The organism is Roseateles depolymerans (assembly GCF_003387155.1).
GTDB classification, from domain to species: Bacteria; Pseudomonadota; Gammaproteobacteria; order Burkholderiales; family Burkholderiaceae_C; genus Roseateles; species Roseateles depolymerans.
The window spans coordinates 687,188-712,894 of the sequence record NZ_QUMT01000001.1 but is presented as its reverse complement, the minus strand read 5'-3'; the positions used below and the strand labels follow the sequence as shown (position 1 = coordinate 712,894).

At 67.3% G+C, this 25,707-nt stretch carries 21 protein-coding genes; 11 read left to right on the top strand and 10 right to left on the bottom strand.

From position 1 onward, the window contains the following. Positions 1 to 62 precede the first annotated feature (62 nt). Entirely contained in the window at positions 63 to 752 is a 690-nt protein-coding gene (locus DES44_RS03075; RefSeq protein ID WP_058936265.1) for a flagellar basal body L-ring protein FlgH, read from the top strand. Between the two features lie 206 nt (positions 753 to 958). After that, positions 959 to 6,577: a type I secretion C-terminal target domain-containing protein gene (locus tag DES44_RS03070; protein ID WP_058936266.1), complete on the top strand. Its 5,619-nt coding sequence runs from the start codon at positions 959 to 961 to the stop codon at positions 6,575 to 6,577. Here DES44_RS03070 and DES44_RS03065 read toward each other — a convergent pair whose 3' ends face one another. From DES44_RS03065 to DES44_RS03045, 5 genes are all read right to left on the bottom strand, one after another. Further along, the gene (locus DES44_RS03065) at positions 6,578 to 7,756 is read right to left on the bottom strand and encodes a hypothetical protein (RefSeq protein ID WP_058936267.1); all 1,179 of its coding nucleotides are present in this window, start codon (positions 7,754 to 7,756) and stop codon (positions 6,578 to 6,580) included. 19 nt (positions 7,757 to 7,775) lie between these two features. Beyond that, positions 7,776 to 9,569, bottom strand: coding sequence for an aspartate--tRNA ligase (aspS, locus tag DES44_RS03060; RefSeq protein WP_058936268.1), 1,794 nt, complete (start codon positions 9,567 to 9,569; stop codon positions 7,776 to 7,778). Between the two features lie 133 nt (positions 9,570 to 9,702). Beyond that, a complete protein-coding gene (locus DES44_RS03055; RefSeq protein WP_058936269.1) occupies positions 9,703 to 10,389 on the bottom strand; it encodes a DUF502 domain-containing protein in 687 nt (228 codons plus the stop codon). Between the two features lie 21 nt (positions 10,390 to 10,410). After that, positions 10,411 to 10,779: an FmdB family zinc ribbon protein gene (locus DES44_RS03050; protein ID WP_083525793.1), complete on the bottom strand. Its 369-nt coding sequence runs from the start codon at positions 10,777 to 10,779 to the stop codon at positions 10,411 to 10,413. Between the two features lie 140 nt (positions 10,780 to 10,919). Continuing rightward, a complete protein-coding gene (locus DES44_RS03045; RefSeq protein WP_058936271.1) occupies positions 10,920 to 12,353 on the bottom strand; it encodes a high affinity choline transporter 1 in 1,434 nt (477 codons plus the stop codon). A 210-nt stretch (positions 12,354 to 12,563) separates the two neighbouring features. Here DES44_RS03045 and DES44_RS03040 point away from each other — a divergent pair, with 210 nt between their 5' ends. The 9 genes from DES44_RS03040 (at position 12,564) to DES44_RS03000 (ending at position 19,007) form a co-directional block, all read left to right on the top strand. Further along, entirely contained in the window at positions 12,564 to 12,794 is a 231-nt protein-coding gene (locus DES44_RS03040) for a hypothetical protein (RefSeq protein WP_116001278.1), read from the top strand. 185 nt (positions 12,795 to 12,979) lie between these two features. Then, entirely contained in the window at positions 12,980 to 13,186 is a 207-nt protein-coding gene (locus DES44_RS03035; RefSeq protein ID WP_058936273.1) for a hypothetical protein, read from the top strand. Between the two features lie 365 nt (positions 13,187 to 13,551). Continuing rightward, complete coding sequence (locus DES44_RS03030; protein WP_147306927.1) at positions 13,552 to 14,148, top strand: hypothetical protein; 597 nt, start codon at positions 13,552 to 13,554, stop codon at positions 14,146 to 14,148. Then, a complete protein-coding gene (locus DES44_RS03025) occupies positions 14,145 to 14,453 on the top strand; it encodes a hypothetical protein (RefSeq protein WP_058936275.1) in 309 nt (102 codons plus the stop codon). Before DES44_RS03030 ends, DES44_RS03025 begins: the two co-directional genes overlap by 4 nt. Further along, complete coding sequence (sctJ, locus tag DES44_RS03020; RefSeq protein ID WP_058936276.1) at positions 14,450 to 15,445, top strand: type III secretion system inner membrane ring lipoprotein SctJ; 996 nt, start codon at positions 14,450 to 14,452, stop codon at positions 15,443 to 15,445. Before DES44_RS03025 ends, sctJ begins: the two co-directional genes overlap by 4 nt. Before the next feature lies 1 nt (position 15,446). Continuing rightward, complete coding sequence (locus DES44_RS03015; protein ID WP_058936277.1) at positions 15,447 to 16,262, top strand: hypothetical protein; 816 nt, start codon at positions 15,447 to 15,449, stop codon at positions 16,260 to 16,262. Beyond that, a complete protein-coding gene (locus tag DES44_RS03010) occupies positions 16,259 to 16,987 on the top strand; it encodes a GNAT family N-acetyltransferase (RefSeq protein WP_157592980.1) in 729 nt (242 codons plus the stop codon). The genes DES44_RS03015 and DES44_RS03010 overlap by 4 nt, the downstream gene beginning before the upstream one ends. Positions 16,988 to 17,017: 30 nt before the next feature. Next, entirely contained in the window at positions 17,018 to 17,812 is a 795-nt protein-coding gene (gene sctT / locus DES44_RS03005) for a type III secretion system export apparatus subunit SctT (RefSeq protein WP_058936279.1), read from the top strand. A gap of 13 nt (positions 17,813 to 17,825) precedes the next feature. Further along, a complete protein-coding gene (locus DES44_RS03000) occupies positions 17,826 to 19,007 on the top strand; it encodes an EscU/YscU/HrcU family type III secretion system export apparatus switch protein (RefSeq protein ID WP_058936280.1) in 1,182 nt (393 codons plus the stop codon). Between the two features lie 44 nt (positions 19,008 to 19,051). Here the strand turns inward: DES44_RS03000 and DES44_RS24930 are convergent, their stop codons facing one another. The 5 genes from DES44_RS24930 to DES44_RS02970 form a co-directional block, all read right to left on the bottom strand. Further along, positions 19,052 to 19,537 (bottom strand): hypothetical protein, encoded by a 486-nt coding sequence (locus DES44_RS24930; protein ID WP_058936281.1) that lies wholly within the window; start codon positions 19,535 to 19,537, stop codon positions 19,052 to 19,054. Next, complete coding sequence (locus DES44_RS02985; RefSeq protein WP_058936282.1) at positions 19,534 to 20,889, bottom strand: FliI/YscN family ATPase; 1,356 nt, start codon at positions 20,887 to 20,889, stop codon at positions 19,534 to 19,536. The genes DES44_RS24930 and DES44_RS02985 overlap by 4 nt, the downstream gene beginning before the upstream one ends. Beyond that, positions 20,883 to 22,190, bottom strand: a complete 1,308-nt coding sequence (locus DES44_RS02980; RefSeq protein ID WP_058936283.1) for a hypothetical protein — start codon at positions 22,188 to 22,190, stop codon at positions 20,883 to 20,885. The genes DES44_RS02985 and DES44_RS02980 overlap by 7 nt, the downstream gene beginning before the upstream one ends. 1 nt (position 22,191) lies before the next feature. After that, a complete protein-coding gene (locus tag DES44_RS02975; RefSeq protein WP_058936284.1) occupies positions 22,192 to 24,384 on the bottom strand; it encodes an FHIPEP family type III secretion protein in 2,193 nt (730 codons plus the stop codon). Positions 24,385 to 24,446: 62 nt separating this feature from the next. After that, positions 24,447 to 25,646, bottom strand: a complete 1,200-nt coding sequence (locus DES44_RS02970) for a hypothetical protein (protein ID WP_058936285.1) — start codon at positions 25,644 to 25,646, stop codon at positions 24,447 to 24,449. Positions 25,647 to 25,707 lie beyond the last annotated feature (61 nt).

Here is a 25,707-nt window from a genome sequence, read left to right as displayed (position 1 = left end):
CTGCGCATTCGCAATCCCTCACCGTCAACGTCACCCCCTTCATACCGCCGCACGAGGTCCTCATGTCCAAAACCACTATCACCGCCCTGCTGATCGTCACCCTGCTGGCCACGGCCTGCGCCTCCCGCGATCCCATCCTGGTCCAGGACCCGGTCCATGTGATGCCGCCCGCTGAGCCCGCTTACGTCGAGCGCACCAACAACGGCGCCATCTACCAGCCCGGCATGGCCGCCGCCTCCCTGTTCACCACCGAGCGGCGCGCCCGGCAGGTCGGGGATTCGCTCAAGGTGGTGATCAGCGAATCCCTCAACGCCAACCAGAAGACCAAGACCGACACCAGCCGCGAGAACGCGCTGTCGGTGAAGGGGCCGGGCGGCTCCAGCAATGTCGGCCTGATCGACAAGCTGCTCAAGGCCGACGCCTCCGCGTCCGGCAGTGATTCCTACAAGGGAGACGGCAGCACCCAGAACAGCAGCAGCTTCAACGGGCAGATGGCGGTGTCGGTAATCAACGTGCTGCCCAATGGGCACATGGTGGTCGCAGGGGAGCGCAGCGTGGCCATGAACGGCGGCATCAACACGCTGAGGTTTTCCGGCATCGTGAATCCCCAGGACATCCGCAGCGGCAACCAGGTGGCATCCACCGACATCGTCAATGCACGCATGGAGCTGGTGGGCCGGGGGGAAGTGGCGGATGCCTCCCATCGCAGCTGGCTGCAGCGGGTGCTGGCGAGCAGCTTGTCGATCTGGTGATGTCGCCCGATTCTTTGACAGGCATGCAGGCTGGGGGTCACGACTAGCAAACTTAGGTAGGTCTACCCGATTCAGTCAGCATCTTTAGGGGAGCGCGCGCGGCGAGTTGTCGTCTGAAACTGCCATTGTTCATACACAAGGCAGTCATCATGAACTCGAGCACCCACCCCCAAAAGTCGGCCGCTTGGCCGCACGCTGTTGAACCGATGAATGAGCTTGCGCCGGGCACCCGTGCGGCAGCGACGCCGGGGATGGCGCAGGCGTCCGTGCCGGGTGCGGTGAAGGCAGGTGCCGGACGCACCGGTCTCCGTCGAGCAACCAGCGCGGACGACGATCGGACCGAGGAGGGCCTGACCCCTCAGGACGATCGGCCAGCGGAAGAGGCGGCGGCATCGTCGTCCGAGCCGGTTATCAGCGATGCGGGCCTGTCGGGCTTGCAGGAACCGGGCGGGGCCTTGACCGAGATCGCCGAAGAGGAAGAGGAGGACAAGGCCGGCCTCCTGCTGTTCGGATCCGGCGGCATGGCGGCGGCGCTTGGGCTGGGTGTGCTTGCTCCGCTCGTTCTGGCGGGTGGCGCCGGACACGGCAGCGGCGGGCCGCAGCCTCCAGTGACAGGTCCCACGGGAGCTGGACATTCGGTGGATGACCAGGCAGGCGCAGGCGCAGGCAGCGGCAGCGGCAGCGGCAGCGGCAGCGGCAGCGGCAGCGGCAGCGGCAGCGGCAGCGGCAGCGGCAGCACTGGCACTGGCACTGGCACTGGCACTGGCAGTGGCAGTGGCAGCGGTAGTGGCACTGGCGACAACGGCAGCACTGTGAACCCAGACGTCAGCCAGGAAGCCGGGCATGACGCGTCTGGCGATCCAGGCGCGCCCTCCGCGCCCAACCCAGAAAATCCAGTGACGCCGGTCGATCCCATCGATTCAGTCGGTCCCGTCGATCCCACCGGCCCCACCGATCCTGCCGCTCCCGTCGATCCGTCTCTCCCGACAGATCCGATCGTGCCGGTAGATCCGGTGATCCCGATAGATCCTGTGGTTCCAGTCGATCCCACCAACCCGGTGGACACCGTCGAACCGGTCGATCCCATTGATCCCATTGATCCAGTGGATCCAGTGGATCCCGTTGATCCCACTGATCCGATCGATCCGGTTGATCCCATTGATCCAGTGGATCCCGTTGATCCCGTTGATCCGGTGGATCCGACCGCCCCGGTGGATGGCACAGACCCCGTCGACGAATTTCCCCCTCCGAGGCCCCAGCCCCCGTCGCTCTCCACCACCGCACCGACATTGACCCTGCTGCGTGACACCGGCGCGTCATCCACCGACCGCATCACCGCGGATGGCACCCTCCGAATTCAAGCCCTGGACCCTGACCGCCCCTGGGAGTTCAGCCTGGACGGCGGGACCGTCTGGGAACTTGGCACCGGCCACCAAATCCCCGCAGCCACCTTCCTCGGCCCCGGCGCTCACACCGTGCTGGTGCGACACACCGACGGCACTGCGGCCACCAGCGACGTCGCCAGCCTCAGCTTCGAACTGGACACCCAGGCCGACGCCCCCCTGCTGGCCCTGGCCGAGGACACCGGCGTCTCCGCCACGGACCGCATCACCCACAACGGTCAGATCCAGGTCACGGCGCTGGAGCCTGGCGCCGTGTGGGAGTTCTCGCTCGACGGCGGTGCCACATGGACGGCCGGCCAGGGCGACACCCTGGACTTGGCGGCCGTCAGCGGCGCGGGCGACCATGAGGTCCAGATCCGCCAGACCGATCTCGCAGGCAACGTCAGCAACGCCGTGCACATCGACCTGACGCTGCTGCTGGACGCCCCGGCCCTGGACCTGCAGACCGACGCCGGGCTGCAGCTCCAGACGTCCCGCGTGTTGGGCATTGCAAGCGCCCTGCAGGGCGTTCCCCTGGTCGACACCCTGGCGGAACTCAGCCAGACCGATCTTCGAACGCTGTCCCTGCGCATCGACAGCGGCCTGGCCCCGGACGACTGCCTGCGGTTCGACGACGGCCCGGTGCTGGACCAAGACCTGCACGCCACCCACGCCACGCTGGCCGGCGTGACCGGGCTGACCTACCACTTCGACGCCCAACTGGGACTACTGACCCTCCAGAAAACCGATGGCAGCGCGCTGACCGGCATGGAAGCCAGCACGCTGGCCAATGCCTTGCGCCTGGTGAGTCTGGCTGCGCTGCCCACACCCGGCGACCGCAGCTTCTCCTTCTGGGGTGAGGACCTCGCCGGTAACGTGGGCGACCCGTCCACCGTGCGCATCACCGTGGACATCCGCTCACCGATGCTGGACCTCAACGGCGCTCTTGCCGGCGTGGAGCCCCTGACCCATGTCCATTCCCTGGAAGGTCCGGTTCGCCTGTTTGCCAGCGACCTGACCCTCACTCACGACAATCCCGAGGCCCGCTACTCGCAGGTCACCCTGCGCGGCTTCGGCGGCGGCACCAGCTTCGAGGACCAACTGGCCAGCCAGACCGGCCCGTCGCTGGTGACCCTCACCGACGGACTGCAGTGGCAGCTGGGCGACACCGTGTGGACGGTGAGCCGGATCTCCACCCGTTATGCCTTTTCCACGGCGGACGGCTCGCTGGCCAGCCAGGAGGCAGTCACTGCGCTGCTGGAGTCACTGCGGCTGATGAATCCCCTGACGGAACCCGGACAGGGCGAGCGGCGCTTCACCGTGGTGCTGACCGACCACGTGGGCAATACCGGCGTGGCGTCCGGCTCCGTCATCCTGGACCAGACCGCGCCTGTGGCCGACCTGAACGGACTGGCGGTCGGGCAGGACCACGGCATGCAGGTGGTCGCCGGCGTGGGCTGGATGCTGCCGCTCTTCAATCCCGCCACGGCCGCGCTCCTCGACGACAGCCCCATCACGGTGCTGACGCTGTCCTTCTCTTCGGCGCTCTCCAACGTCTTCCAGGGCCAGGCCGGCCAGCAGGAACGCATCGGGCTGTCCGATGGCGACGACACCGATGGGCTGGGCCATGCCCTGGTGCTGGGCCAGGGCGGGACCGTGGTGGACGATCAAAGCGTGCCGGGGCGCATCATCACCCTCACCCTGTCGGGCGATGCGTCGCGTCCGGTCCTCACCCTGACCGCCGATGCGCCGCTCACGCCGGAGCAGGTGTCGCAACTGCTGCAGCGGCTGCGCTATGAAGGGGAGGCAGGCGCGGCCCTGGGGGTGCGCGAGATCGCCGTCACCGCCACGGATGTGGCCGGCAACACCACCACGACGCCGAGTCTGGCCCAGCTGGAGGTCCTGCCCGTGGGCACGCCCCTGGTGTTCCTGCACCCGGACACCGACAGCGGCACCTACAACAGCGACAACATCACCCGCATGGATGGGTCGGCCGACAGCCCGTTGCGTCTGCGCGGTGCAGGCCGGGCTGGCGCCACCCTGCACATCTACCTGGATGCCAACGGCAACGGAACGGGCACGGCCGATGAACGCGTCGGCACCGTCGTGTGCGACGCCCAGGGGCGGTGGGAGCTGGCGTTGCCCGCGCGTCCGCTGGCCGATGGCCAATATCCGTTCATCGCCGTGGACCCGGATGCGGGACTCGTATCCCCCACGCTGACCGTCACCGTGGACACCCGTCCGCCGGCCAGCGCCTACGACATGGGGGACTCCGTGGCGCTGTCGCCGCGGCTGTTTGGCGTGTCCGACGCCTTCGAGCGCGTGGTGGTCGAGATCGACACCGACAACAACCTGCTCAACGGCTATGAACTGCGTTATGAAACCCGCGCCGACGCGGCCGGGCAGTGGCTGCTGGACACGCGTGTGGACCGACCCGTCGCCGGGACCTTCCAGCCGTTCATGAACGGACAGACGGTGCAGACCCGTGTCACCACCTTCGACATGGCCGGCAACGCCACCGTGCGGGAAGACGCGGCGCCGGCCATCGCCTCGGTGTTCAACCTGTCCGACGCGCATGTGGTGGAAGGCGTGGATGGCACGCGGGAGCTGGTGTTCATGGTCACCCGCAGCGGCGATCTGAGCAGCGACGGCAGCGTGCAGTGGTCGGTGGACCTGTTGCGCAGCTCGGCCACCGACAATCCCGCCGGCCTGCTCTCCGATACCGACTTCACCGGCGCGGCGTCCGGACAGGTCCGGTTCGCGGCCGGCGAGACCCAGCAACTGGTGCGCTTCACCGTCTCCGGGGATTACTACCGCGAGGTGAACGAACGGCTGATGGTGAATCTGGAGCATGCGCAGGGCGGCACGATCGGCGACGGTCTGGGCATCGGCACGATCTACGAGGTGGACATTGACCACACGCAGGCCGCCTACAGCATGCGCAACCTCAATCCCAACCTGAACACGGCGGCCATTCGCGTTCGGCGGTCGTCGGACAATCAGGAGCAGGACATCGGCTTTGATGCCAACGGCAACCTCGACACCGTCGCGCTTCTGAACTTCGTGGGCCGCAGCAGCGGCGACACTGGCTACGTCACCACCTGGTACGACCAGTCCGGCCACGGCCGCGACATGGTGCAGGCCAATGCCTCGATGCAAGGCGTGGTGGTGGACGGCGGCGTGCTGGTGACCCGGGCGGACGGCTCCGCGGGCATCAGTTTCAACAGCCGCAATGGCGCCTCGGACGATTTCATGACGACCAACGGCGTGGCCGGGACCGATTGGACCAGCGCGTTGATCTATGCCAAGGTGCAGTCGGAGGGTGGCCAGAATGGCTCGTTGTTCAACCTTGGGCCCAGTGGCTATGGCCGTTTGAGCGCCCACTACCCCTCCAACGCAAGCGATGGAGGCGGTTATGTCTTCGATGTGTCGGAATGGGATCGCGCGGGCCCCGGGCGCCTCAACCGTGAATTGACCTCAGGCCATCAGTCGCTGATCGGTCTGGCCAACGACGTGGTGTTTGAAGCGCATTCCGGCAACACCACGGCCGGGTCTGCAGAACTCAATTACACGAACGCCGCACAAGCCATCTTCGAGAACGGCATTCGAGTGACGTCGGACGCTTCGATGTTCGATCGCTTCTCCACCACCAACCAATGGTTCCTGGCTCGCCATGGCGTCGGCAGCGAGTACTACCAGCGGGTGATCTTCAATGAGTTCATGGTCTACCTGGACACCGGCAACAGCGCGCCCAACATGCGCTCGCTGCTGGGCACCGCCAACGACGACGTGCTCACCTATTCTGGCGAGAGGCAGTTGCAACGCATCGACGGCATGGCAGGGAACGACACCCTGTATCTGTCCGGCGCCACCGATCTGGACTTCGGCCAATTCAGCGGCGGCGTGCGTGGCATGTCCCAGGTGTGGATGGACAACGGGCAGGCCAACACCCTCACGCTGACCACCGCCACCCTCACCGCCAATGGCAATGTCCCGCTGACGGTGGTGATGGGGCAAGGCGACAGCGTCGTGCTCAACGGACAGCGCCTGAACTATGACGCCCAGCAGGCGCAATCGCTGGTGATCGGCCTGGACGGCGACGAGGTGCTGTTCAGCACCAGCCGCAATGACGTGCTGCGCGGCGGCGCCGGCGCGGACACCTTCACCTGGCGCGCGAACCAGGGCGGCGTGGACACGGTGGTGGACTTCAGCGATGCGCAAGGGGACCGCCTGGACCTCAGCCAGCTCCTGCAGCGGATGACGGCGGGCCGGGAAGAGCTCTACCTGAACAAGCAGATCGATGCCAACGGGCAAGTCGTCGTGCGGGTGGACACCGACGGGCGCGGCCACTTCCAGGATGCGGACCTGATCATCCAGCTGGGCGCCGCCCATCCCATCGACCCCATCACGGTGGTCACCCACTATGGCACCGTGGTGCTGTGATCAGGGGGGCGAGAGCCGACGCGCCAGTTGTGCGGCCGAAGCGGCCAGTGCGCCCAGCTCCCGCCGCAGCGTGGCGGCGGTCGCGCCGGACTGCGCCAGCGCCGACAGGGCTTCGCTGAGCGCGGTGGCCTCCCACGCCGCCTGAGCCAGGTCCGCTGGACCTCCGGCGGCCGGCTGTTGGTCAAAGCGGGCCAGTTGCTCCAGCCGGGCCGGCAGGGCGGACTGGCCCAGCACGGCTTCCAGCCGCTGACGCTGTTGCTGGTGATGCCAGCTGGGCCCCAGCGCGCCCCGGTCGGCCATCAGCTGGCTCAGGCGCGCATGGGCCGCTGCCTGCACGGCGCGGGACTGCAGGCCCTCGCCCAGCGCCAGCGCTTCCTGCGCATGCGCCAGAGCTTCCTCGTCCTGCAGCTCGCTCAGCAGCAGCAGGCACTGCGCCTGCAGCCACCGGTAATCACAGCGGCGGGCCTGGCGCAGGGCCGATCGCGCCAGGGACAGCGCCTGTGTCGGATCGCCGCTGTCGCGGGCCCCGCGCGCACGATGCCAGCAGGTTTCGGCTTCATAGTCGCGATGCCCCACCTGACGGGCCGCGCGCTGGGCCTGGTCCAGCAAGGGCACGGCCGCCTCAGGTCCAACGGTCGCCCGGCTGGCCACCGCCCGGTTCAGTCCGATCTTGGCGCGCAGATAGGCATCGCCGACCAGACCCGGGTAGTGACGCTCGGCCTGGTCCAGCACCCGGCCCCCGCGGGCCCAGTCGCCCACCGCAAAACACAGATGCGCCAGACCGATGCGGGCCAGGCAGGCCCAGCGGGTGTCGTCCTGGGTGAGCTCCAGCGTCTGGCTCCAGGCGTTGCAGGCCTGCAGATAGTCGCCGCGCTGGTAGTGCAGCCGGCCCAGGGCCTCGCTCAGCTCGGAGGCTTCTTCACGGGCCGAGGCGTCGGCCCGATGCTGCGCGCGGTCCAGCGCGCTGGCCAGGGCCGCTTCCAGCGCCGCTTGCAGTTCCGGTCCGCGGCCGCAGCGTTCGAGAACGAAAAACAGGCCCAGCAGGGCCTGTACGGGCGGGTCTTCCCCGCCGAGATCCACCACCCGCTGCAGCACCGGCAGGGCCAGTGCCGGACGGCGCATCAGCAGACGTTCCCAGCGGGACAGGTCCCGCTGGGTCAAAGGCGCGGCTCCCGGCATGGCGGTCTGCCGACCCGGCTTATTCAGCCGCAGCCACCGGGTTGCGCAGGCGGATGTGCAGCTCGCGCAGCTGCTTTTCATCCACGAACGACGGTGCACCGGTCAGCAGGCACTGCGCGCGCTGGGTCTTGGGGAAGGCGATGACGTCGCGGATGGATTCCGCCTTGGTCATCAGCGTCACCAGACGGTCCAGGCCGAAGGCCAGGCCGCCGTGCGGGGGCGCGCCGTATTGCAGGGCATCCAGCAGGAAGCCGAACTTCACGCGCTGCTCTTCCGGGCTGATGTTCAGGGCCTCGAAGACCTTGGCCTGCACGTCGGCGCGGTGGATACGCACCGAGCCGCCGCCCAGCTCCCAGCCGTTGAGCACCATGTCGTAGGCCTTGGCGATGCAGGCACCCGGGTCGGTGGCCATCAGGTCCTCATGGCCGTCCTTCGGCGCGGTGAACGGATGGTGCACCGCAGCCCAGCGGTTGTTTTCCTCGTCCTGCTCGAACATCGGGAAATCCACCACCCACAGCGGGGCCCAGCGGTCCTCGAACAGGCCGCTGGTCTTGCCGAATTCGCTGTGGCCCACCTTCAGGCGCAGGGCGCCGATGGCGTCGTTGACCACCTTGGCCTTGTCGGCACCGAAGAAGATCAGGTCGCCGTCCTGTGCGCCGGTGCGGGCCAGGATGTCGGCCACGGCCTTGTCGTGCAGGTTCTTGACGATGGGGGACTGCAGGCCTTCACGGCCCTTGGCCAGTTCATTGACCTTGATCCAGGCCAGGCCCTTGGCGCCGTAGATCTTGACGAACTCGGTGTAGCTGTCGATCTCGCCGCGGCTGAGCTGGGCACCGCCCGGCACGCGCAGGGCCACCACACGGCCGCCCGGGGTCGTGGCGGGGCCCGAGAAGACCTTGAAGTCCACGTCGCCCATCACGTCGGTCAGCTCGGTGAACTCCAGCTTCACGCGCAGGTCCGGCTTGTCCGAGCCAAAGCGGTGCATGGCCTCGGCATACTTCATCACCGGGTAGTCGCCCAGCTCGACGTTCAGCGCCTTGCGGAAGACATGACGGATCATGCCTTCGAACATGGCGCGGATCTCTTCCTCGGTCAGGAAGCTGGTCTCGATATCGATTTGGGTGAATTCCGGCTGGCGGTCGGCGCGCAGGTCTTCGTCCCGGAAGCACTTGGTGATCTGGTAGTAGCGGTCGAAACCGGCGACCATCAGCAACTGCTTGAACAGCTGCGGGGACTGCGGCAGCGCGAAGAACATGCCGTCATGCACCCGAGACGGGACCAGGTAGTCGCGCGCGCCTTCGGGCGTGCTCTTGGTCAGCATCGGGGTCTCGATGTCGACAAAGCCGTGCTCGTCCAGGAACTTGCGCGCTTCCATCGCCACGCGGTAGCGCAGCATCAGGTTGTTTTGCATGTACGGGCGGCGCAGGTCCAGCACGCGATGCGTCAGGCGGGTGGTTTCCGAGATGTTCTCGTCATCCAGCGGGAACGGGGGCGTGACCGAGGGGTTCAGCACTTCCAGCTCGTGGCACAGCACTTCCACCTTGCCGCTGACCAGGTTGCCGTTCTCGGTGCCGGCCGGGCGTGCACGCACCTTGCCGACCAGCTTCAGGCAGAACTCGTTGCGCACGCCTTCGGCCACCTTGAACATCTCGGGGCGGTCCGGGTCGCAGACGATCTGCACCAGGCCCTCACGGTCGCGCAGGTCGATGAAGATGACACCGCCGTGGTCGCGGCGGCGATGGGCCCAGCCCATCAGGGTCACGGTCTGATCCAGCAGCTTTTCGCTGACTTGGCCGGCATAACAGGTACGCATGGAAACTCTCCGGAAATCGGTTCAATGGGGCGCGCTGGACACAGTCGCGGGCCCCGATACAAGGGTCAAAAGGGGCGCTGGCGGGGTCGGGGCGACCCTCAGGGCTGAGCGCTTGCCGGGGCGCTCAACCCGGTCAATTTCGGGCGTTCCCCGCAGCGGGCAGCGTCACCGGATGGGTGGTGTCCCCGGACGCCGGCGCCACCACGCCCATCGAGATGATGTACTTGAGGGCTTCATCCACGCTCATGGCCAGCGGCCGCAACTGGGCGCGGGGCATGATCAGGAAGAAACCGGAGGTGGGGTTGGGCGTGGTCGGGACGTACAGGCTCACATGCTCGTCGGCTGGGTCGCCGCTGAGCGTGGAGAGCTGGTCCGCCACCTCGCCGGCCGGCTTGCCGGTGACGAAGGCGATGGTCCAGGAATGGGGATGGGGATAAGGGACCAGCACCGCTTCGCGGAAGGCATTGCCGCTGGAGGAGAACAGCGTGTCCGAGACCTGCTTGACCGAGCTGTAGATGCTCTTGACGATGGGGATGTTGTAGAGCAGCCGGTCCCATTGGCGCAGCCACCACTGCCCGAACATGTTGGCCACGAACATGCCGGTGAGCATGAGCGCGCCCACCAGCACGACCACGCCCAGACCGGGCACTTCATGCAGTTGTTTGAGCGACTCGCCGGCGGATTGGGGCAGCACGGCGCCGACGGCGGACAGCAGCCAGATGAAGACGCTGTTGATGATGCCGAGCACCCACAGCAGCACCCAGACGGTGATGGCCAGGGGCAGCCAGACCAGCAGGCCGGTGATGATGTACTTTCTCATGCCTGGGTCCGGCCTTTCCGGTCAGTGGCAGGCGCAGCCGCCGCCACAAGAAGCGCCAGACGTGCTGGACGAGCCGGAGGACGACTCGCCCCCTCCGCTGGAAGAAGCGCTGGAAGATCCGCTGGATGGGGTGTCAGCACCGGCTGAAGAAGCCCCCGCAGCGGCGCCCGCACCGCCGGCAGTTGCCGGGGCGCTGGTGCCGCCGGAGCCTCCACGGAAGTCGGTGACATACCAGCCCGAGCCTTTGAGCTGGAAGCCGGCGGCCGTCACCTGTTTGCTGAAGGATTCCGCGCCGCAGGCCGGGCAGGTGGTGAGCGGCGCATCGGACAGCTTCTGCAGCACGTCCTTCGCGTGGCCGCAGATGCCGCAACGGTAAGCGTAGATCGGCATGGTATCGCCCTGGGTCAAAAACCCGAAATTATATAGAGGAGCGGCGACCCGCCTCGGGGCGGGGACGCCCGGCCCCGCCGCGGCCCCCGTCAAGAGGGGGGCCTTCCCCCTTCTGCCGGTCACGGCGTGGCGCTTTTGCCTCAGATCTTGTGGTGCGATCCGTGCGTGTTGCGGATCGCCTGGGGGCCCAGCGAGCCCACCAGCATGCCGACGATGCCGGCCAGGAAGCCGGCCAACTGGGCCGGGAACTGCTCCCCGGCGGGCGTCAGCAGGAACAGCAGCCAGGCCACAACGCCCAGGGCGATGGCAAACAGGGCGCCCTGCGTCGTGGCGCGCTTCCAGTACAGGCCGAAGACCAGCGGCACGAAGGCCCCCACCAGGGTGACCTGGTAGGCGGCGGACACCATTTCATAGATGGACGTGCCCTGCAACGCCACGGCATAAGCGCAGACGCAGATCGAGAAGATCAGCACGGCGATGCGCATCGTGCGCAGCTCCTGCTTGTCCGACACCCGAGGGAAGAACTGGCGCCAGATGTTCTCGACAAAGGTGACCGAGGGGGCCAGCAGCGTGGCAGAGGCCGTCGATTTCAGGGCGGACAGCAGGGCACCAAAGAAGAGCACCTGCATCACGAAGGGCATGCGCTCGATCACCAGGGTGGGGATGACCTTCTGCGGATCTTCCGCGATCAGCTGCTTGGCCTCCTGCGGCATGATGATCAGCGCACTGACCACGATGAACATCGGCACGAAGGCAAACAGGATGTAGCAGATGCCGCCGATCACCGGGCCGCGGGTGGCCGCTTTCTCGTCCTTGGCCGACATCACCCGCTGGAACACGTCCTGCTGCGGAATGGACCCCAGCATCATGGTGATGGCTGCGCCCAGGAAGAACACCACGTCGTGGAAGTTGGGCTCGGGCAGGAACTTGAACATGTCCTGGCTGGTGGCCAGGGCGATGACCTTGTCCGCCCCGCCGGCCTTGTCCGCGGCGAACCAGGCAATGATGGACAGGCCGACCACCAGGATGATCATCTGGATGAAGTCAGTCACGGCCACCGACCACATGCCGCCGAACAGGGTGTAGGCCAGGATGGACGCGGTGCCGATGGCCATGCCCACCGGGATGGAGATGGCACCGCCGGACAGCAGGTTGAACACCAGGCCCAGCGCCGTGACCTGGGCGGACACCCAGCCCAGGTAGGACAGGATGATGATGAAGCTGCAGATCACCTCCACCACCCGGCCGTAACGCTCGCGGTAGTAGTCGCTGATGGTCAGCAGGGTCATCCGGTACAGCTTGGCGGCGAAGAACAGGCCCACCAGGATCAGGCAGGACCCTGCCCCGAACGGGTCTTCCACCACCCCATTGAGCCCGGTTTGGACAAATTTTGCGGGGATGCCCAGCACCGTCTCCGAGCCGAACCAGGTTGCAAAGGTCGTGGTGATGATCATCACCAGCGGCAAATGACGCCCCGCAATCGCGAAGTCGGCCGTGTTCTTCACCCGCTTGGCGGCCCACAGGCCGATGGCGATGGTGACAAGCAGGTAAAGGATGACCAGAGTCAAAAGCATGGCGTCGGCCTTGGGAACTTTCTGGGGGAAGTCGGGGTGGGAAAAAGCGCGCGGATTATCCCTGGATCGCGGGCAGGGCCGCATCGGGTCTGCCCGAATTCATCGAACTTGCCACGAATCGGCCGCTACTGACCGGCACCAGGGCGCGCGCCCAGGGCACTGACGACCAGATTCAACCCCTCAATTCACTGACTTCAAGGAGATCCCACGATGGGAGCAAACCTGATGGGCGGCATGGGCGCCGGCAACCCGCTGTCCAACATGCAAAACCAGATCAATCAGCAGCAGATCGACGCTGCTACGGCAGCCACCAGCCGCGAAAACACGCAGACCACCATCCAGAAGATGGTGCAGGACGCACACAACAAGAAGCAGAACATGGCGGTCGAGCAGGTCAATTTCACGTCCGCCATGGCCGGCAAGATCGATCTCAGCCACTGAGGCTGACTCGCTGGGGCTCATCCACTGAGGCGGCTTCAATGAGGCTGCTTCAATGAGGCGGCTTCACTGGGCCTGATTCACTGGGCCTGATTCACTGGGCCGGAGCCCGCGCGCTCCAGCCCTTTCACGCAGGCGACTGACGCCAGTCGCCATTTCTCTCCCCTCTTTTTTCACAAGGAAACAACATGACTTCACCGCAACCCAAGATCCAGGTCAACAACTACTTCGACACGCCCGGCATGCCCGGCATGCACGGCATGCACTGCCATCACGGCGGCTTCCGCTCCATGATGGGGGCCTTCGGCGGCGCCATGGCCTTTGGCATGCTGAGCAACATGCTGAGCAACCCGGGCTTTGGCATGGGCTTTGGCGGCTATTCGCGCTTCTTCTGAAGCCGACGCGCAAGCCTGAGGGACCTGTGAGGTCCTGGCCTTGACCCGAGTGGGGCAGCGTCCCGAAGGACACCGCTCCGCCGCCGCCCTTGACCGACCCGGAGAAGGGGCGGCGGCCTCGCCCCAAGTCCGACCTCGCACCCTCTTCGTGCTTGCGCTTGCAGACCTGGCACCAGGCTTGACCTCCTCCCAGGGACCGTCCCGAGCCCAGGTCTGGTGCCAGGTCTGTGCACGCGCCGGCTCGCCGGCGATGAGCGCCACGGGCCAAGGCCCACCGCCCTCGCCCGGCCCCGCGCCCTTCCCTTTCTTTGATCCGATGAACCTTTGACCCAGGAGCACCGTCACCGGCGCTCCAAGGAGCCCCCATGACTTCTCTCGACCATCACCACGCGTCCTCCGTCCTGGAGGCCCCCTCGCATCCTGCCGCCATGACCCTGTCGGCCGACGATCCCGATGCGCAGAAGCGCCTGTGCATCGCCGGCCTGATGGACCGTCATCCCGAGACGTTCGCCGCGCCCACCTCGGCCCCGACCTGGACCGAATTCGTCGAGCGTCAATGCGTGCCCCAGGACCATGAACTGGCCACCTTGAACCTGGCCATCGGCCGCCTGGTGCAGGTGATGCGCGTGGCCCAGTCCAGCATTCCTGATGTCGGCGACCTGCCCAGCCTGTTGCAGCGCGCCCAGCAGGAAGGCGTGGGCGATCTCGAGCCCGATGCCGCAGTGGAGTCGCTGGCCTCGCCGGACGCCGCGCCGGAAGATGTGCAGGTGATGGCACGCGCCATGTCCCTCTACAAGACCTGCGTGGCCAATGGCGCCGCCCAGGGCGACGAAATCACCAACGCCATCGATGCCGGCTTCGCCCTGGTCCCGGTCACCAGCGCCTTCATGCAGAGCCTGGTCGACACCGCCAAGGAAGTCACCCTGATCGATATCCGTCACGCATTGGGGCTGAACGCATGAACCCGCTGGACTTCCCCTCCCGCCTGGTCCTTCCGTCGCAGCCTCTGAACAGCGGCACGGGCGGCGGCGCTTCCAGCCCGTCCTTTTCGGAAGCCCTCGCGGACGTGGCCAGCATTGCACGGGACATGACGGCTGAACGTGTGTCCATCGCCAATCAGATGCGCCGCATCGTCAATTCCGGCGACACCACCCAGATGCCGGCGGTGCTGACCCGCCTGCAGGATGCCAACGCACGGCAAGAGGTGATGGCCACCGTGCTCACGAAGACGACCTCTGGCATCGACCAGATCGTCAAGATGCAGTGAACGCCCTGCTGTTGATCGCTCGCGGCAAGCGCCGAGGCCCCTTCCGCATGGGATGGGCCTCGGCGCTCCTGGTGCTGGCGCTGGCGGGATGCAATTCGTCGTCCGAGCTGTATGCGGGCCTGAGCGAGCGAGATGCCAACGACATCACCGCCGCCTTGAGCGACCACGGCATCGATGCCCGCAAGACCGCATTGGGCAAACAGCTGTTTTCGGTCAGCGTGCCGGCCTCGGACTTCAGCCGCTCCGTGGCGCTGCTGCATGCAGTCGGCCTGCCCAACAGTTCCTTCACCCGCATGGGAGACGTGTTCAAGAAGGACGGGATGATCTCCACGCCGACCGAGGAACGGGCACGCTTTCTGTATGCCCTGTCCCAGGAGCTGGAGAGCACCCTGTCGCAGATCGACGGCGTGGTGCTGGCCCGCGTGCATCCGGTGCTGCCGGAGCGGGTGGTGCCGGGCGAGCCGGTGCTGCCCAGTTCCTGCTCGGTGCTGATCAAGCATGTGCCGGGCTGGGACACGGCCGCCTATGAGCCGCGCATCCGCAAGCTGGTGCTGGCCAGCATCCCGGGCCTGGCGGACACGCCCGAGAAGGTCGCGGTGGTGTTCGTGCCTTCGGAAGCGCTGGCGCTGCATCAGATGTCCCGGGGTGGCGGTTCGACCGGCACGCCGGTGACGTCGCCGACCTTGTCCACGTCTTCTGCGTCGTCCACGTCAAGCACGGCCATCGGGTCGAACGCCTCGGGGATCTCGTCCCCGGGCCGGGCGTCCGGTGCGAACGACGTCGTCGCCGTCAGCAGCGCCCCCCTGAGCGCCACCGGCGAACCCTTGCCACGCCGCAGCAGCGTCAATGCATACGGCTGGCTGATCGGGGTGGCGGCGGTGGTGATCGGCATCGGCGGCCCCTGCGCATGGCTGTGGTGGCATCGCCGCCGGGCACAAGCCGGGACCGGGAACGCCACGACCGCCCTCGCCGACCCGGTGGAGGAGCAGTGACATGCAACCCGCCGCCCTCGACGCCGAGGCGCTGGACGCCTGGTGGACCTTATGGCACGAACCCTGGCGCCAGGCCCACCCCGGATGGTGGACCCTGTCCCAGCGTCACGACGCTGCGCTGACGCCTCGGACCCCAGACGCGGAGCAGACGGGTGACGGTGGAGGCGCTGACCAGGGTGATGACAAGGGTGATGACGCCGGCGACAACACCAGCAACGAGGCGATCCACCACACGGTCGAGGGCCTCTTGTCCCTCTTCGCGGAAGGCTCGCCGGAGTGCCGGCTGGGTCATCGGTGGTTCTGCCGCCATTTCGGCATCGACGCCGCCCTGCCCCACCCGCGGCCTTTTCCCGCCGCCGCTGGCATCCCCCTGCCCTCGCTGCCGCTGGCGCCCGACGACCTGGTGGCTGCGGCCACCGCGCTGGGCCGCGTCGGTTACGCCAGCCATTGCCTGACGTCCTCCCGCCAGGGGCTGGCCCGCCTGTTCTCGCAGGACACCCAGACGGCCGGGGACGCCGACGCCTGGCGCGACGCCCTTCGGCAGGCGCGCGCCCGACCGCTCACGGTCGAGGGCGTCCAGGCCCCGCCGCAACACGGCAATGCCCTCGAACTGCAACGCTGGGCCCTGCCACTGATGGCCCGGCTGATTGAAGACGCGGTGCCCGGCGCCTGGGCCCGTCTTCGGCTGCGTGTCGATCCGCAGTGTTTCGCCCTGGCGCCCATTGCGCCCACTTCCTATTCCCCCGCGCTGCAACGTCAGGCCTGGCGCATCTGGCGTGCGGCGGCGCTGTCACCCTCTTTCGCTGTATCCCCATGAAACCGGCACTCCCCCCCCTGACCTGGCGACTGGCTCGTTCGGAAGACGCTCCCGTCATGACCCAGATCTACAACGAATCCGTCGCCAGCGGCGGCATCAGCCCCGCCCTGTCGGACGCCTCCGAGAACGGCATGGCCTACCTGCTGCTCGAAGGCCGCCGCAACGGTTGGCCCACGTGGGTCCTGACCCACGGCGAAGAACTCATCGGCTGGGCATCGCTGCGCCGGATCGGCTGGGGCGGGCCTGCCTGCGGCGCCGTGGCGGACCTGTGGCTGTACGTGGCCAAGTCCTGGCACGGCAGCGGCGTGGCCATGCAGATGGCGCGTCGCGTCCATCCGGAAATCGTCCCGCGGGGCTTTGACACCCTCACCTGCTGGATCCTGGGCGGCAACCGCCGTAGCCTGTCCCTGGTGCGCGGCTGCCGGCTCAAGCGTTGGGCCGTACTGCCGGGCGTCGTCCAGTTCGGCGATCGCAGGAGCGACGTGGAGATCTGGGGCGTACGCGCCGACGACCCGCAGTGGCAGGACTACATGACGCGGCTGGATGCACGCTACCGGCGGCTGGAAGCCCGCAAGGCGCTGCGCGGAGATGCGGTTGCGGACGCGGATGCGGTTGCGGGGGCTGAAGTCGAGACCACGGCCGGGGACGAAGCCGAAACCGCGGTCGGCGCGGAGTTCCTTCCCACCGACGTCCACCCGGACGCTGCGGTGCCCTGCGCGGCCTGACGGCCCGCCCCACCCCTGCAAGGAACCGACATGTCCGTGATGCAGTCCGATCTGCTGGTGCTGATCCAGGCGCTGCTGCTGTCCATGGCACGCACCCTGGGCATGCTCAAGTTCCTGCCCTTTCTCTCCCAGCAAAACAGCAGCACCACCATTCGCAGTGCGCTGGCCCTGGGCCTGAGCCTGCCTGTCGCGGCCGGACTGTGGCATCCGCTGGTGGCGGCCTCCCCCAGCCCCGCGATGCTGGCCGTCCTGCTGATCAAGGAGGTCATGCTGGGCACCCTGCTCGGCATGCTGGCGGCCCTGCCCTTCTGGGCCATCCGCGGCATGGGTACGTTGATCGACAACCAGCGGGGCGCCAACGCCGCCCAGCAGGTCAACCCTTCGCTGCAGGCGGACGCCACGCTGATCGGTGAACTGGCGGAGCGAGGGCTGGTCGCGCTCCTGGTGCAATGGGGGCTGCTGCAGACCGTTTTCAACGTGCTGACCGACAGCCACGTCCAGTGGCCAGTGCTGGCGCTGCTGCCCGACCTTGGGCCCCACCAGCACGGCATCCTGGCTGCATTGGCCGGCGTGGTCACGCAGGCCATGGTGCTCGCCGGTCCGGTACTGTTGCTGCTGATCCTGATCGAGCTCGGGCTGGCGCTGGTCAGCACGGCGGTGCAGGGCTTTGACGTGTATTCATCCGCCATGGCGGTCAAGACCCTGCTGGCCCTGGTGATCCTGGTGCTGATGCTGGCCCCGGTCCTGGAGACCAGCGCCCAGGACGCCCTGCGCTGGTGGCAGGAAGGCCTGCCCCAGACGCTGGGCCTGGCGCCCTGGCCCTGATCGGGAGGTCACGATGGGAGACAAAACCCTACCGCCGACCCCACAGCGGATTGAGCAGGCTCGCGAGGATGGCCAGGTCGGCGTCAGCGAAGAGGCGGTTCGCATCGTCAAGCTGCTGGTGATGGCCGAGCTGGCTTTCGCGGCCGAGCCACATTGGCGGCGGCTGTTGTCGGAGTGGATCGACACCGCCCTGGCGGCCGCCACCACCCCTCAGCGCATCAGCCTGTCCACCAGCATGGAAGCCCTGCTGCCCGCCGTGCTCTGCATGGTGGCGCTGGCCGTCGTGCCCATGGTGCTCGCGGCCCTGGTCACCCTGGCCCAGACCCGCTTCAACGTCGCGCCCAAGGCCCTGGAAAAAGGCGTGGAGAAGCTGAACATCGGCAACAACCTGCAGCAGCTGGTGTCGGCCCAGAAGCTGTTGATCCCGCTGCTGGGACCGATCAAGGGCGGGCTGCTGCTGTGGATGATCTATCTCGAATTGCGGGACCAGTTCCCGCAGATCGGCCTGGTCTACCGGGCCAGTCCGGCCCAGGGCTGGGCCATGACGATGACCCTGATGCATGACCTGGTGATGCGCTGCGTGGTGGTGCTGATCATCCTCATGGTGGCCGACATCCTGCTGCAGCGGTACTTGGTCTGGCGTGAACTGCGCATGGACCACAGCGAGATGAAGCAGGACTACAAGCAGGCCGAGGGTGACCCGATGCTCAAGGGCATGCGCAAGCAGACCGCCAAGGAAATCGTGATGGGCGACTCGCCGCCGGCCAAAGACCAGCAGCGCCCGAGCGCGGTGGTGGTGAACCCGGAGCACATTGCCGTGGCCTTGCTGTATGAGCCGGATGACATGCCGATGCCGGTCATGATGGCCGCGGTCACGGACGAGCAGGCCCGTGAGCTCAGGCGCCGCGCCCGGACCGAGGGCATTCCGATGATCAAGTACGTCGCCCTGGCCCGGCACCTTTTGGCCAGCGGCAAGCCGGGCGAGCCGATTCCCGATCACACCTGCCGGGCGACGGCGCTGCTGTTCAAGGTCATCGAAGAGTATGAGCGACTGGCACCGGAGTTGCTGCGCCCGCCCTTGGACATCGAAGAGATGACCATGGGCGAGGACGAGGAGGAAGGGGATATGAATGACTTCATTCCCCTGGCCGAGGTGGACGAGGAACTGGGCGCTGCGATGTTTGACGGACCTTGAGACCTTGAGACCTTGAGACAGGTCATGGGTTGGAGGGCCGCAGGTCATGCGGCTTCTTCCACAATCTGCTCGATCAGCATGCCGAATTTCTCATGCCGCCGCGTCCGTTGCCGATGCGTCTCCTGCGCCTGAAGCAGCGCGACCTCGGCACGCTCCAGGGCCTGTTCACAATCGGTGACGGCCTGCCTGCAAGGGGGAATGCTGTCCAGCAGGCGCTGGTCCGCCTCCCGCCATCGGCGCAGCGCCATTCCGGCGTCGGGCGACGCCTGGCGTTCATCACGAAGCCGAATCCGCTCCTGCGCCACAAAGGCCACGCGGTCCTCCAGCGCTTGCCGGGCCTCTTCCAGTGCCAGGCACGCCTGCTCCTGCGCATGGCGCGCCCGGGCGAGTGCGGCTTCCGCCAGGCGGGCGCGGCGGCCCGCCAGCGACTCCATCATGCCCAGCGGCCGCAGCCGTCCATCGGGCAACGGGTCCGGCGCGATTTCATGCGGCCAGCGCGCAGGCGCCTCGGCCAGCCCATTGGCATTCATGCCGCCCCGCTGGCCAGCGCCATCATTCGGGCAATGCTGTCCGCCGTCGGTGCGGAACTGCGGGTGTCCTGACGCAGGAACTCGATGACCCGGGGATAGTCCGCCACGATGCGGTCCGTCTCCGGATCCTGCCCGCTGCGGTATTCCCCCAGTTTGACCATGAGCTCGATGTCGCGATAGCCGGACAGCACCTGGCGCAGTCGCGCCGCGGCCTGGCTGTGCTCACGCGGCACGATGTTGGACATCACCCGGCTGAGACTGGCCAGCACGTCCACGGCGGGGTATTGCCCCTGTTCGGCCAGTTTGCGGGACAGCACGATGTGGCCGTCCAGCAGGGAGACCGCCTCCTCCGAAATCGGATCCGAGCGCAGTTCCCCTTCCAGCAGGACAGTGTAGAGCGCGGTGATGCTGCCGCCGGCGGCATTGCCCGCCCGCTCGATCAGGCGTGGCAGCAGGGCATACACGGAGGGCGGGAAACCGGCACGTGCAGGCGCCTCGCCGGCCGCCAGGCCAATCTCCCGCTGCGCCCGGGCCAGCCGGGTGAGGGAATCGATCATCAGGAGCACGTTCAGGCCCTGGTCGCGCAGCGCTTCGGCGATGGCAGTCGCCGTGAAGGCGGCCCGCACCCGCTCGATGGAAGTGCGGTCGGAGGTGGCGCAGACCATCACGGTGCGCGCCATCAACTCCGGCGGAAATTCATGTTCGGTGAATTCGCGGACTTCCCGTCCCCGCTCACCGATCAGGCCCACGACGATGACGTCGGCCGGACTGCCTCGCCCCACCGCCGCCATCAGGGTGGTCTTGCCGCAGCCAGGGCCGGCAAACAGCCCCACCCGCTGCCCTTGACCCAGCGTGAGCAAGGCATCGATGCTGCGCACGCCGGTGGGAAAACAATCCTTGATGCGCCAGCGCTCCACGGGGGGCGGGGCATCGGCCACCACCGGTCGTAGCACCACACCGGGCTGGCCGGGCATCAGCGCGGGCTTGCCGTCCAGCGGCATACCGAAGCCGTCCAGGATGCGGCCCTGCAGCGCAGGGCTGACGGCGACCTGATGGGTGGTGCGCAGCGGGCGCACCATGCAACCAGCCGAAATTCCTTCCAGCGGTGTCAGGGACGACAGCAGCACCTGCGTGCCCTGGAAGCCCACCACCTCGCACCGCCAGATGCGCGAGGGCCGCGCCGGATCGAACACCTCGCACAGTTCACCCACGCTGGTGCCGGGAATCCGAGCTTCAATCAGCATGCCAGTGACCCGGTGCACCTTGCCCAGGGTGGACGTCACCGGCACCCGGGCCATCGCAGCCCGCATGGCGCTGGTCTGGGCCTCCAGAAGGACGGTGTCGGTCACCATGGCAACAACACGCGCTGAGGTCCATCAAACACCAGGGTGCCAGCCTTGATCTCCATCAAGCGCCATCGGCCGACGGCATCGCCCGGCAGCAACACCTGACCGCTGGTCAGCACCACCCGGCTGCGTGCGCCCAGGACCACTTCCCGGACTTCAAAGGGCAAGGTGATGTCGACGCCGCCGCGCACCACCGTCACGCCGCCGCCGGATTTCACGCGGTCGTTGCGGCCTGGCAGCGGGGTCGGGTCGGGGTCTGCCTGTCGAGTCGGAAGGTCCTGACCGGCTGAGGCGGAGATGCCGGCGGTGGCCGATGTCCTGCCCGCGCTGAACGGCGGGGTCCCGCCTGGCCGGGCGAGCGCAGGACCCGCGGCATCCGCAGCCATCCCAACGGCACGCTCCGAAGCAGGGGCTGTCAGCGCGAGTGGGGCCTGCGCGTCGAACAAGCCCAGCTGGCCCGCCAAGGCCAGCAGGCCGCCCGCCGTCAGCAGCGCGCCCGCGCCCACAATGCCCCAGGTCTTCCAGCGCTGCCGTCCCCGCAGGAGGGACGAGGCGGTTCCCGACCGTGTACCCGTGGCACGACCCGCCAGACCGGCGGGTCGCGAGGCCGGGTCGATATGCCAGGGCGAGTCGTCGCCGTCGGCGGCCATCATCCAGTCGTCCAGGGGTTCCGAAAGGTCGGGGGGCCGGTGCCAGTCCGCGCGCGCTGAGGGGGCGCTGGCCTCGTCGGACGCTTCAAGGCCTTGTGCGTCGTCGTCAGAGGCCGCCCATTCGTCAGCTTCGACCGGCTCCCGGGCGACAGGGCCGCGCTCGGAAGGATCGACCCATGCGGCCCAGGGCGCATCCATGGGTTGGACCTCCAGCCACAGTCGCTCCAGGCCAAAGGGCTGACCCGGCGCCAGTTCGACCGTGCCGACGACCGGCGTCCCGTCTTCCAGCAGCAGGCCTTCATGCATCGAGGTCAGTTGCAGTCCGCCGTCGGCCCCAATGGCCAGCTCCAGCAGATGGGACGGTGCGTGATCGTCCAGCAGCAGCAGGTCACAGTCCTCGCCCTTGCCGACCAGCAGTGGCTGGTCCAGCGGCAGCGCGGCACCGGCTTGCAGGCCGCTCAGGACACGCAGTTCGAGGAGGACAGGCCCCGTGGCCGCTGGCGAGTCATGGTCATGGTCTTGGTCATCGTCATGGTCAAGGTCGTCGTCGCGGTCAGGGTCATGCGCATGACCCAGGGCGTCCTCGTCGTCATGGTCATGATCGTGGCCATGGACGGGGTCCTGCACCTGGACATCCGGGTCTGAAAGAAAGTCCATGTCAGTACTGATCGGTATACCCGGAGTAACCGGTCGCGGCCGAGACCACGCTCAGCACATTCACCCGGTAGTCCGGTGGAAGCTCGGACATGCCGATGACCGACATCTCCGGAATTCGTTCCGCCAAGAGCTTGCGCACATGGGCGCGGATGTCCTGGGCACAGACCACCACCGTCGGATGGCTGTCGCTGACCGAGCTCAGGTAGGCGCGTGACAACTCGTCGCAGATGTTGTCCGTGCTCTGCGCATCCAGGGCGAGGAAGTCGCCGTAGGCCGTCTGGCGGACGGACGAGCGGATGGTCGATTCCAGTTCACTGTCCAGCACCAGGGCACGCAGCTCGCGATTCACCGACTGGCTTTCGCAGATCTCACGCTGCAGCGCGGCGCGAATGCATTCGGTCAGCACGGCGGCATCCCGTTCGCGCGGGCCCCAGTCGATCAGGGCATTGAGGATGACCGGCAGGTTGCGGATGGAGACCCGCTCGCTGAGCAGGCGCCGGAACACTTCGGCCATCCGGCTCAGCGGCAGCGCACGCTCCAGTTCCTTGGCGACTTCGGGCATGCGCTGCCCCGTCCAGGTGACGATGCGCTGGCATTCCTCGATGCCGAAGTAGGCCGGTCCGTTGCGCAGCATGACCTCTTCAGTCAGCGACTCCAGCCGCTCCCAGCAGTCCTGCACATCCGACGGTGGCGGCGTGAGCTCATCGATCTGCGCCTGCGGCATCCAGAGCCGCACCGCGCCGGCCATGCCGCCCCGCAGTTCGATCTGGTCCGGCGGCAGGTTGAACTGGCTGCCGTCGTCCTGCAGCCAGGAGCAGGTCTTGAAACCTTCCCGCAGCCGAAGGCCAAATGAACGGACCTCGCCATGGCAGAACTCGATGTCCACATCCTCCAGCGGCACCGATTCCTCGGCATACACCGTCGGCATCATCAAGCCCATGCGCATCAGCAGCCTGTTGCGGGTGGTGCGGCACTGGTTGATGGCCTTGAGCGCAGTGTCGGGATCGATGCGGTTGCTGACGCGCACGACAAAGGCCCGGATGACGTCGAATTCCCCTTCCGGCTTGACCTCTTTCGCCTTGTTGCGCTCTTCTTCTTCGTTCTTGCGCATGGCCCGGAACATGGCCACCAGGCCCACGCTGGCGGACGCCGCCGACAGGCAGACAAACGCCAGCAAGGGCATGCCCGGCAGAAGACCGAAGGCCAACATCGCGCCACTGGCCGTCACCCAGGCCTTGGGCTGGGCCAGCAACTGCTCGGTCAGCTGCTTGCCGATATTGCCGCCCGCCCCGCCGGGCTTGGACACCCGGGTGACCAGCAGACCGGCGGTCATGGACATGAGCAGCGCTGGAATCTGGGCGACCAGTCCGTCACCGACGGTGAGGATGGAATACACGCGCAGGGCCTCGGAAGCTTCCATGCCCCGCTGCAGCACCCCGACGGCCAGGCCGCCGATCAGGTTGACCAGCACGATGACGATGCCCACGATCGCGTCGCCCTTGGCGAACTTCATGGTGCCGTCCATGGCGCCAAAGAACTGACTTTCCTCGGTGAGCTGGTCGCGCTGGGTCTTGGCGTCCTGCTGGGTGATGCCGCCGGATTTACGCTCCATGTCGATGGCCATCTGGCGGCCCGGCATCGCGTCCAGCGAAAAACGGGCGCCCACTTCGGCGACCCGCTCGGAGCCCTTGGTGATGACGATGAACTGCACCACCGTCAGCACCAGAAAGATCACCAGACCCACGATGAGGTTGCCGCCCACAACGATCTCGCCGAACGCGGCAATGATGTGCCCGGCTTCGGCGTTCAGCAGGATCTGCCGGGTACTGGCCACGCTCAGCGCCACGCGGAACAGCGTCGTCACCAGGAACAGCGAGGGGAAGGCGCTCAGGCCGGTGGTGTGCTTGATCTGCATCACCAGCACGATGAGGAAGGAGGAGGTGCAGAGGTTGACCGCGATCAGCAGGTCCAGCAGCCAGGTCGGCACCGGGAGCAGCATGGCGAAGACCACGGCCACCACCAGCGCGGTGACCACGATCTCCGCCCGCTCCCCGCTGGGGGCGAGCCGGGCTGCCAATGCGCGAGAAGCCGCCGCGGCGCCGGTGACGCGTCCGGAGGCGGCGGCAGGCGGGGCCGCCCCGGCCGATGAGCCGGAGCTGGGGGTGGAAGCGGCGAAGGGTCCGGGCGTGTCCATGAGCGGTCAGTGCGAACCCGAGGTGCGAGGTTCTGCGCCTCAGGCCGGGATCGTCGATTCCGTCACGCGGCCGGAGCGGCGTTGGGCAAGGCCGCGCGGTTGAGCTGGCCGGCCGGTCCGAGGACACCTTGCCGGCGGTAATGCAGGCCCTGGGCCTCGCGCAGGCAGGTCTGGACGGCGGTCTTGGCGTCGATGCTGATCCAGACCGGTTCCGGATACTGGCTGACCTGCTTGAGCAGCGCCTGGTCCAGTTGCGAGCTGCGCTGCGGCCCCACCATCTTGAGCAGGTCCGTGCGCAGCTTCTCCAGTTTGGGCCGAGGCGCCGCCGTGCGGCACAGGTCCATCAGCTGACGCAGCAGCTTGGGCTGCTCGCCGGCGGGCAGCCCGATCGCGTTGCTGAGCCCGGTGGCATGGTCATCCATGGTGCGCAGCACGGCCATCATCTGGGCCAGCGCCACGCTCAAGCCGACGAAGGCCGCAGGCGATTCGAATTGGCCTTCGTGCGGCAAGCCATGCACCTGCCGCGACAGCGCCTTGAGCCCCTCGGACGATCCCACCGCGTCCATCAGCATGCGCGGGCTGGGCGGGGAGGACAGCAACTGCAGGAGCGCAGACGCTGGGGCGGACACCGGCGTGTCCTGCTTTTTCTGAGTGGCCTCGTAGACCTTGATCAGGTGGCGGATCTGCTGGGCGTCCTGATGTTCCAGCTGACGCAGCGCCTGCAGGGTGGCCTCCGCTTCGGGCCGCTTGTCGCGCGTTTTCTCGATGAGCGACTCGGCCATGCTGAGCAGGGCAAAACGTTCCGCCGGGCGGTGGGACAGCATCTTCAGCCGCTCCAGGGCGCCGTGGGGATCCGCTTCGAAATCCCGCGCAAAGATGCGGGCCTGGGTGCGCAGCAGCTGAAAGCCCTGCTGCCCCTCCATCAGCCGCATCACCGCCACGACCTTCTCCACCGGCAAGGCGCCGCGGATCAACTCCGCCTCCTGCACATGACGGTCATGGAGCTCGTCATGCACTTCGGCTTCCTCGCGCTCACTGGCCTGGAAGGTGATTTCTTCAAAGGCGTCGGCGCCCAGCCCGGCGGAGGGCGGGCGCGGCAGCGGGGTGTCCATCGGCGGCTGAAAGGCCGCCTGCTGGCGCTTCTGCACCTGGCGGGTCTGATCCGCCACCTGGAAGGGGCTGACATCGACATCGGCAAACCGGTGCAGGTCGGATGAGAGCGGGAGGCCGGCGCCGGTCGGCGCGGTGGGACTGATGGCCATGGCAATTCCTTGGAAGACGGGACCGGGGGGACGAGTGACAGGCAGACGGTTGGACGGTGGG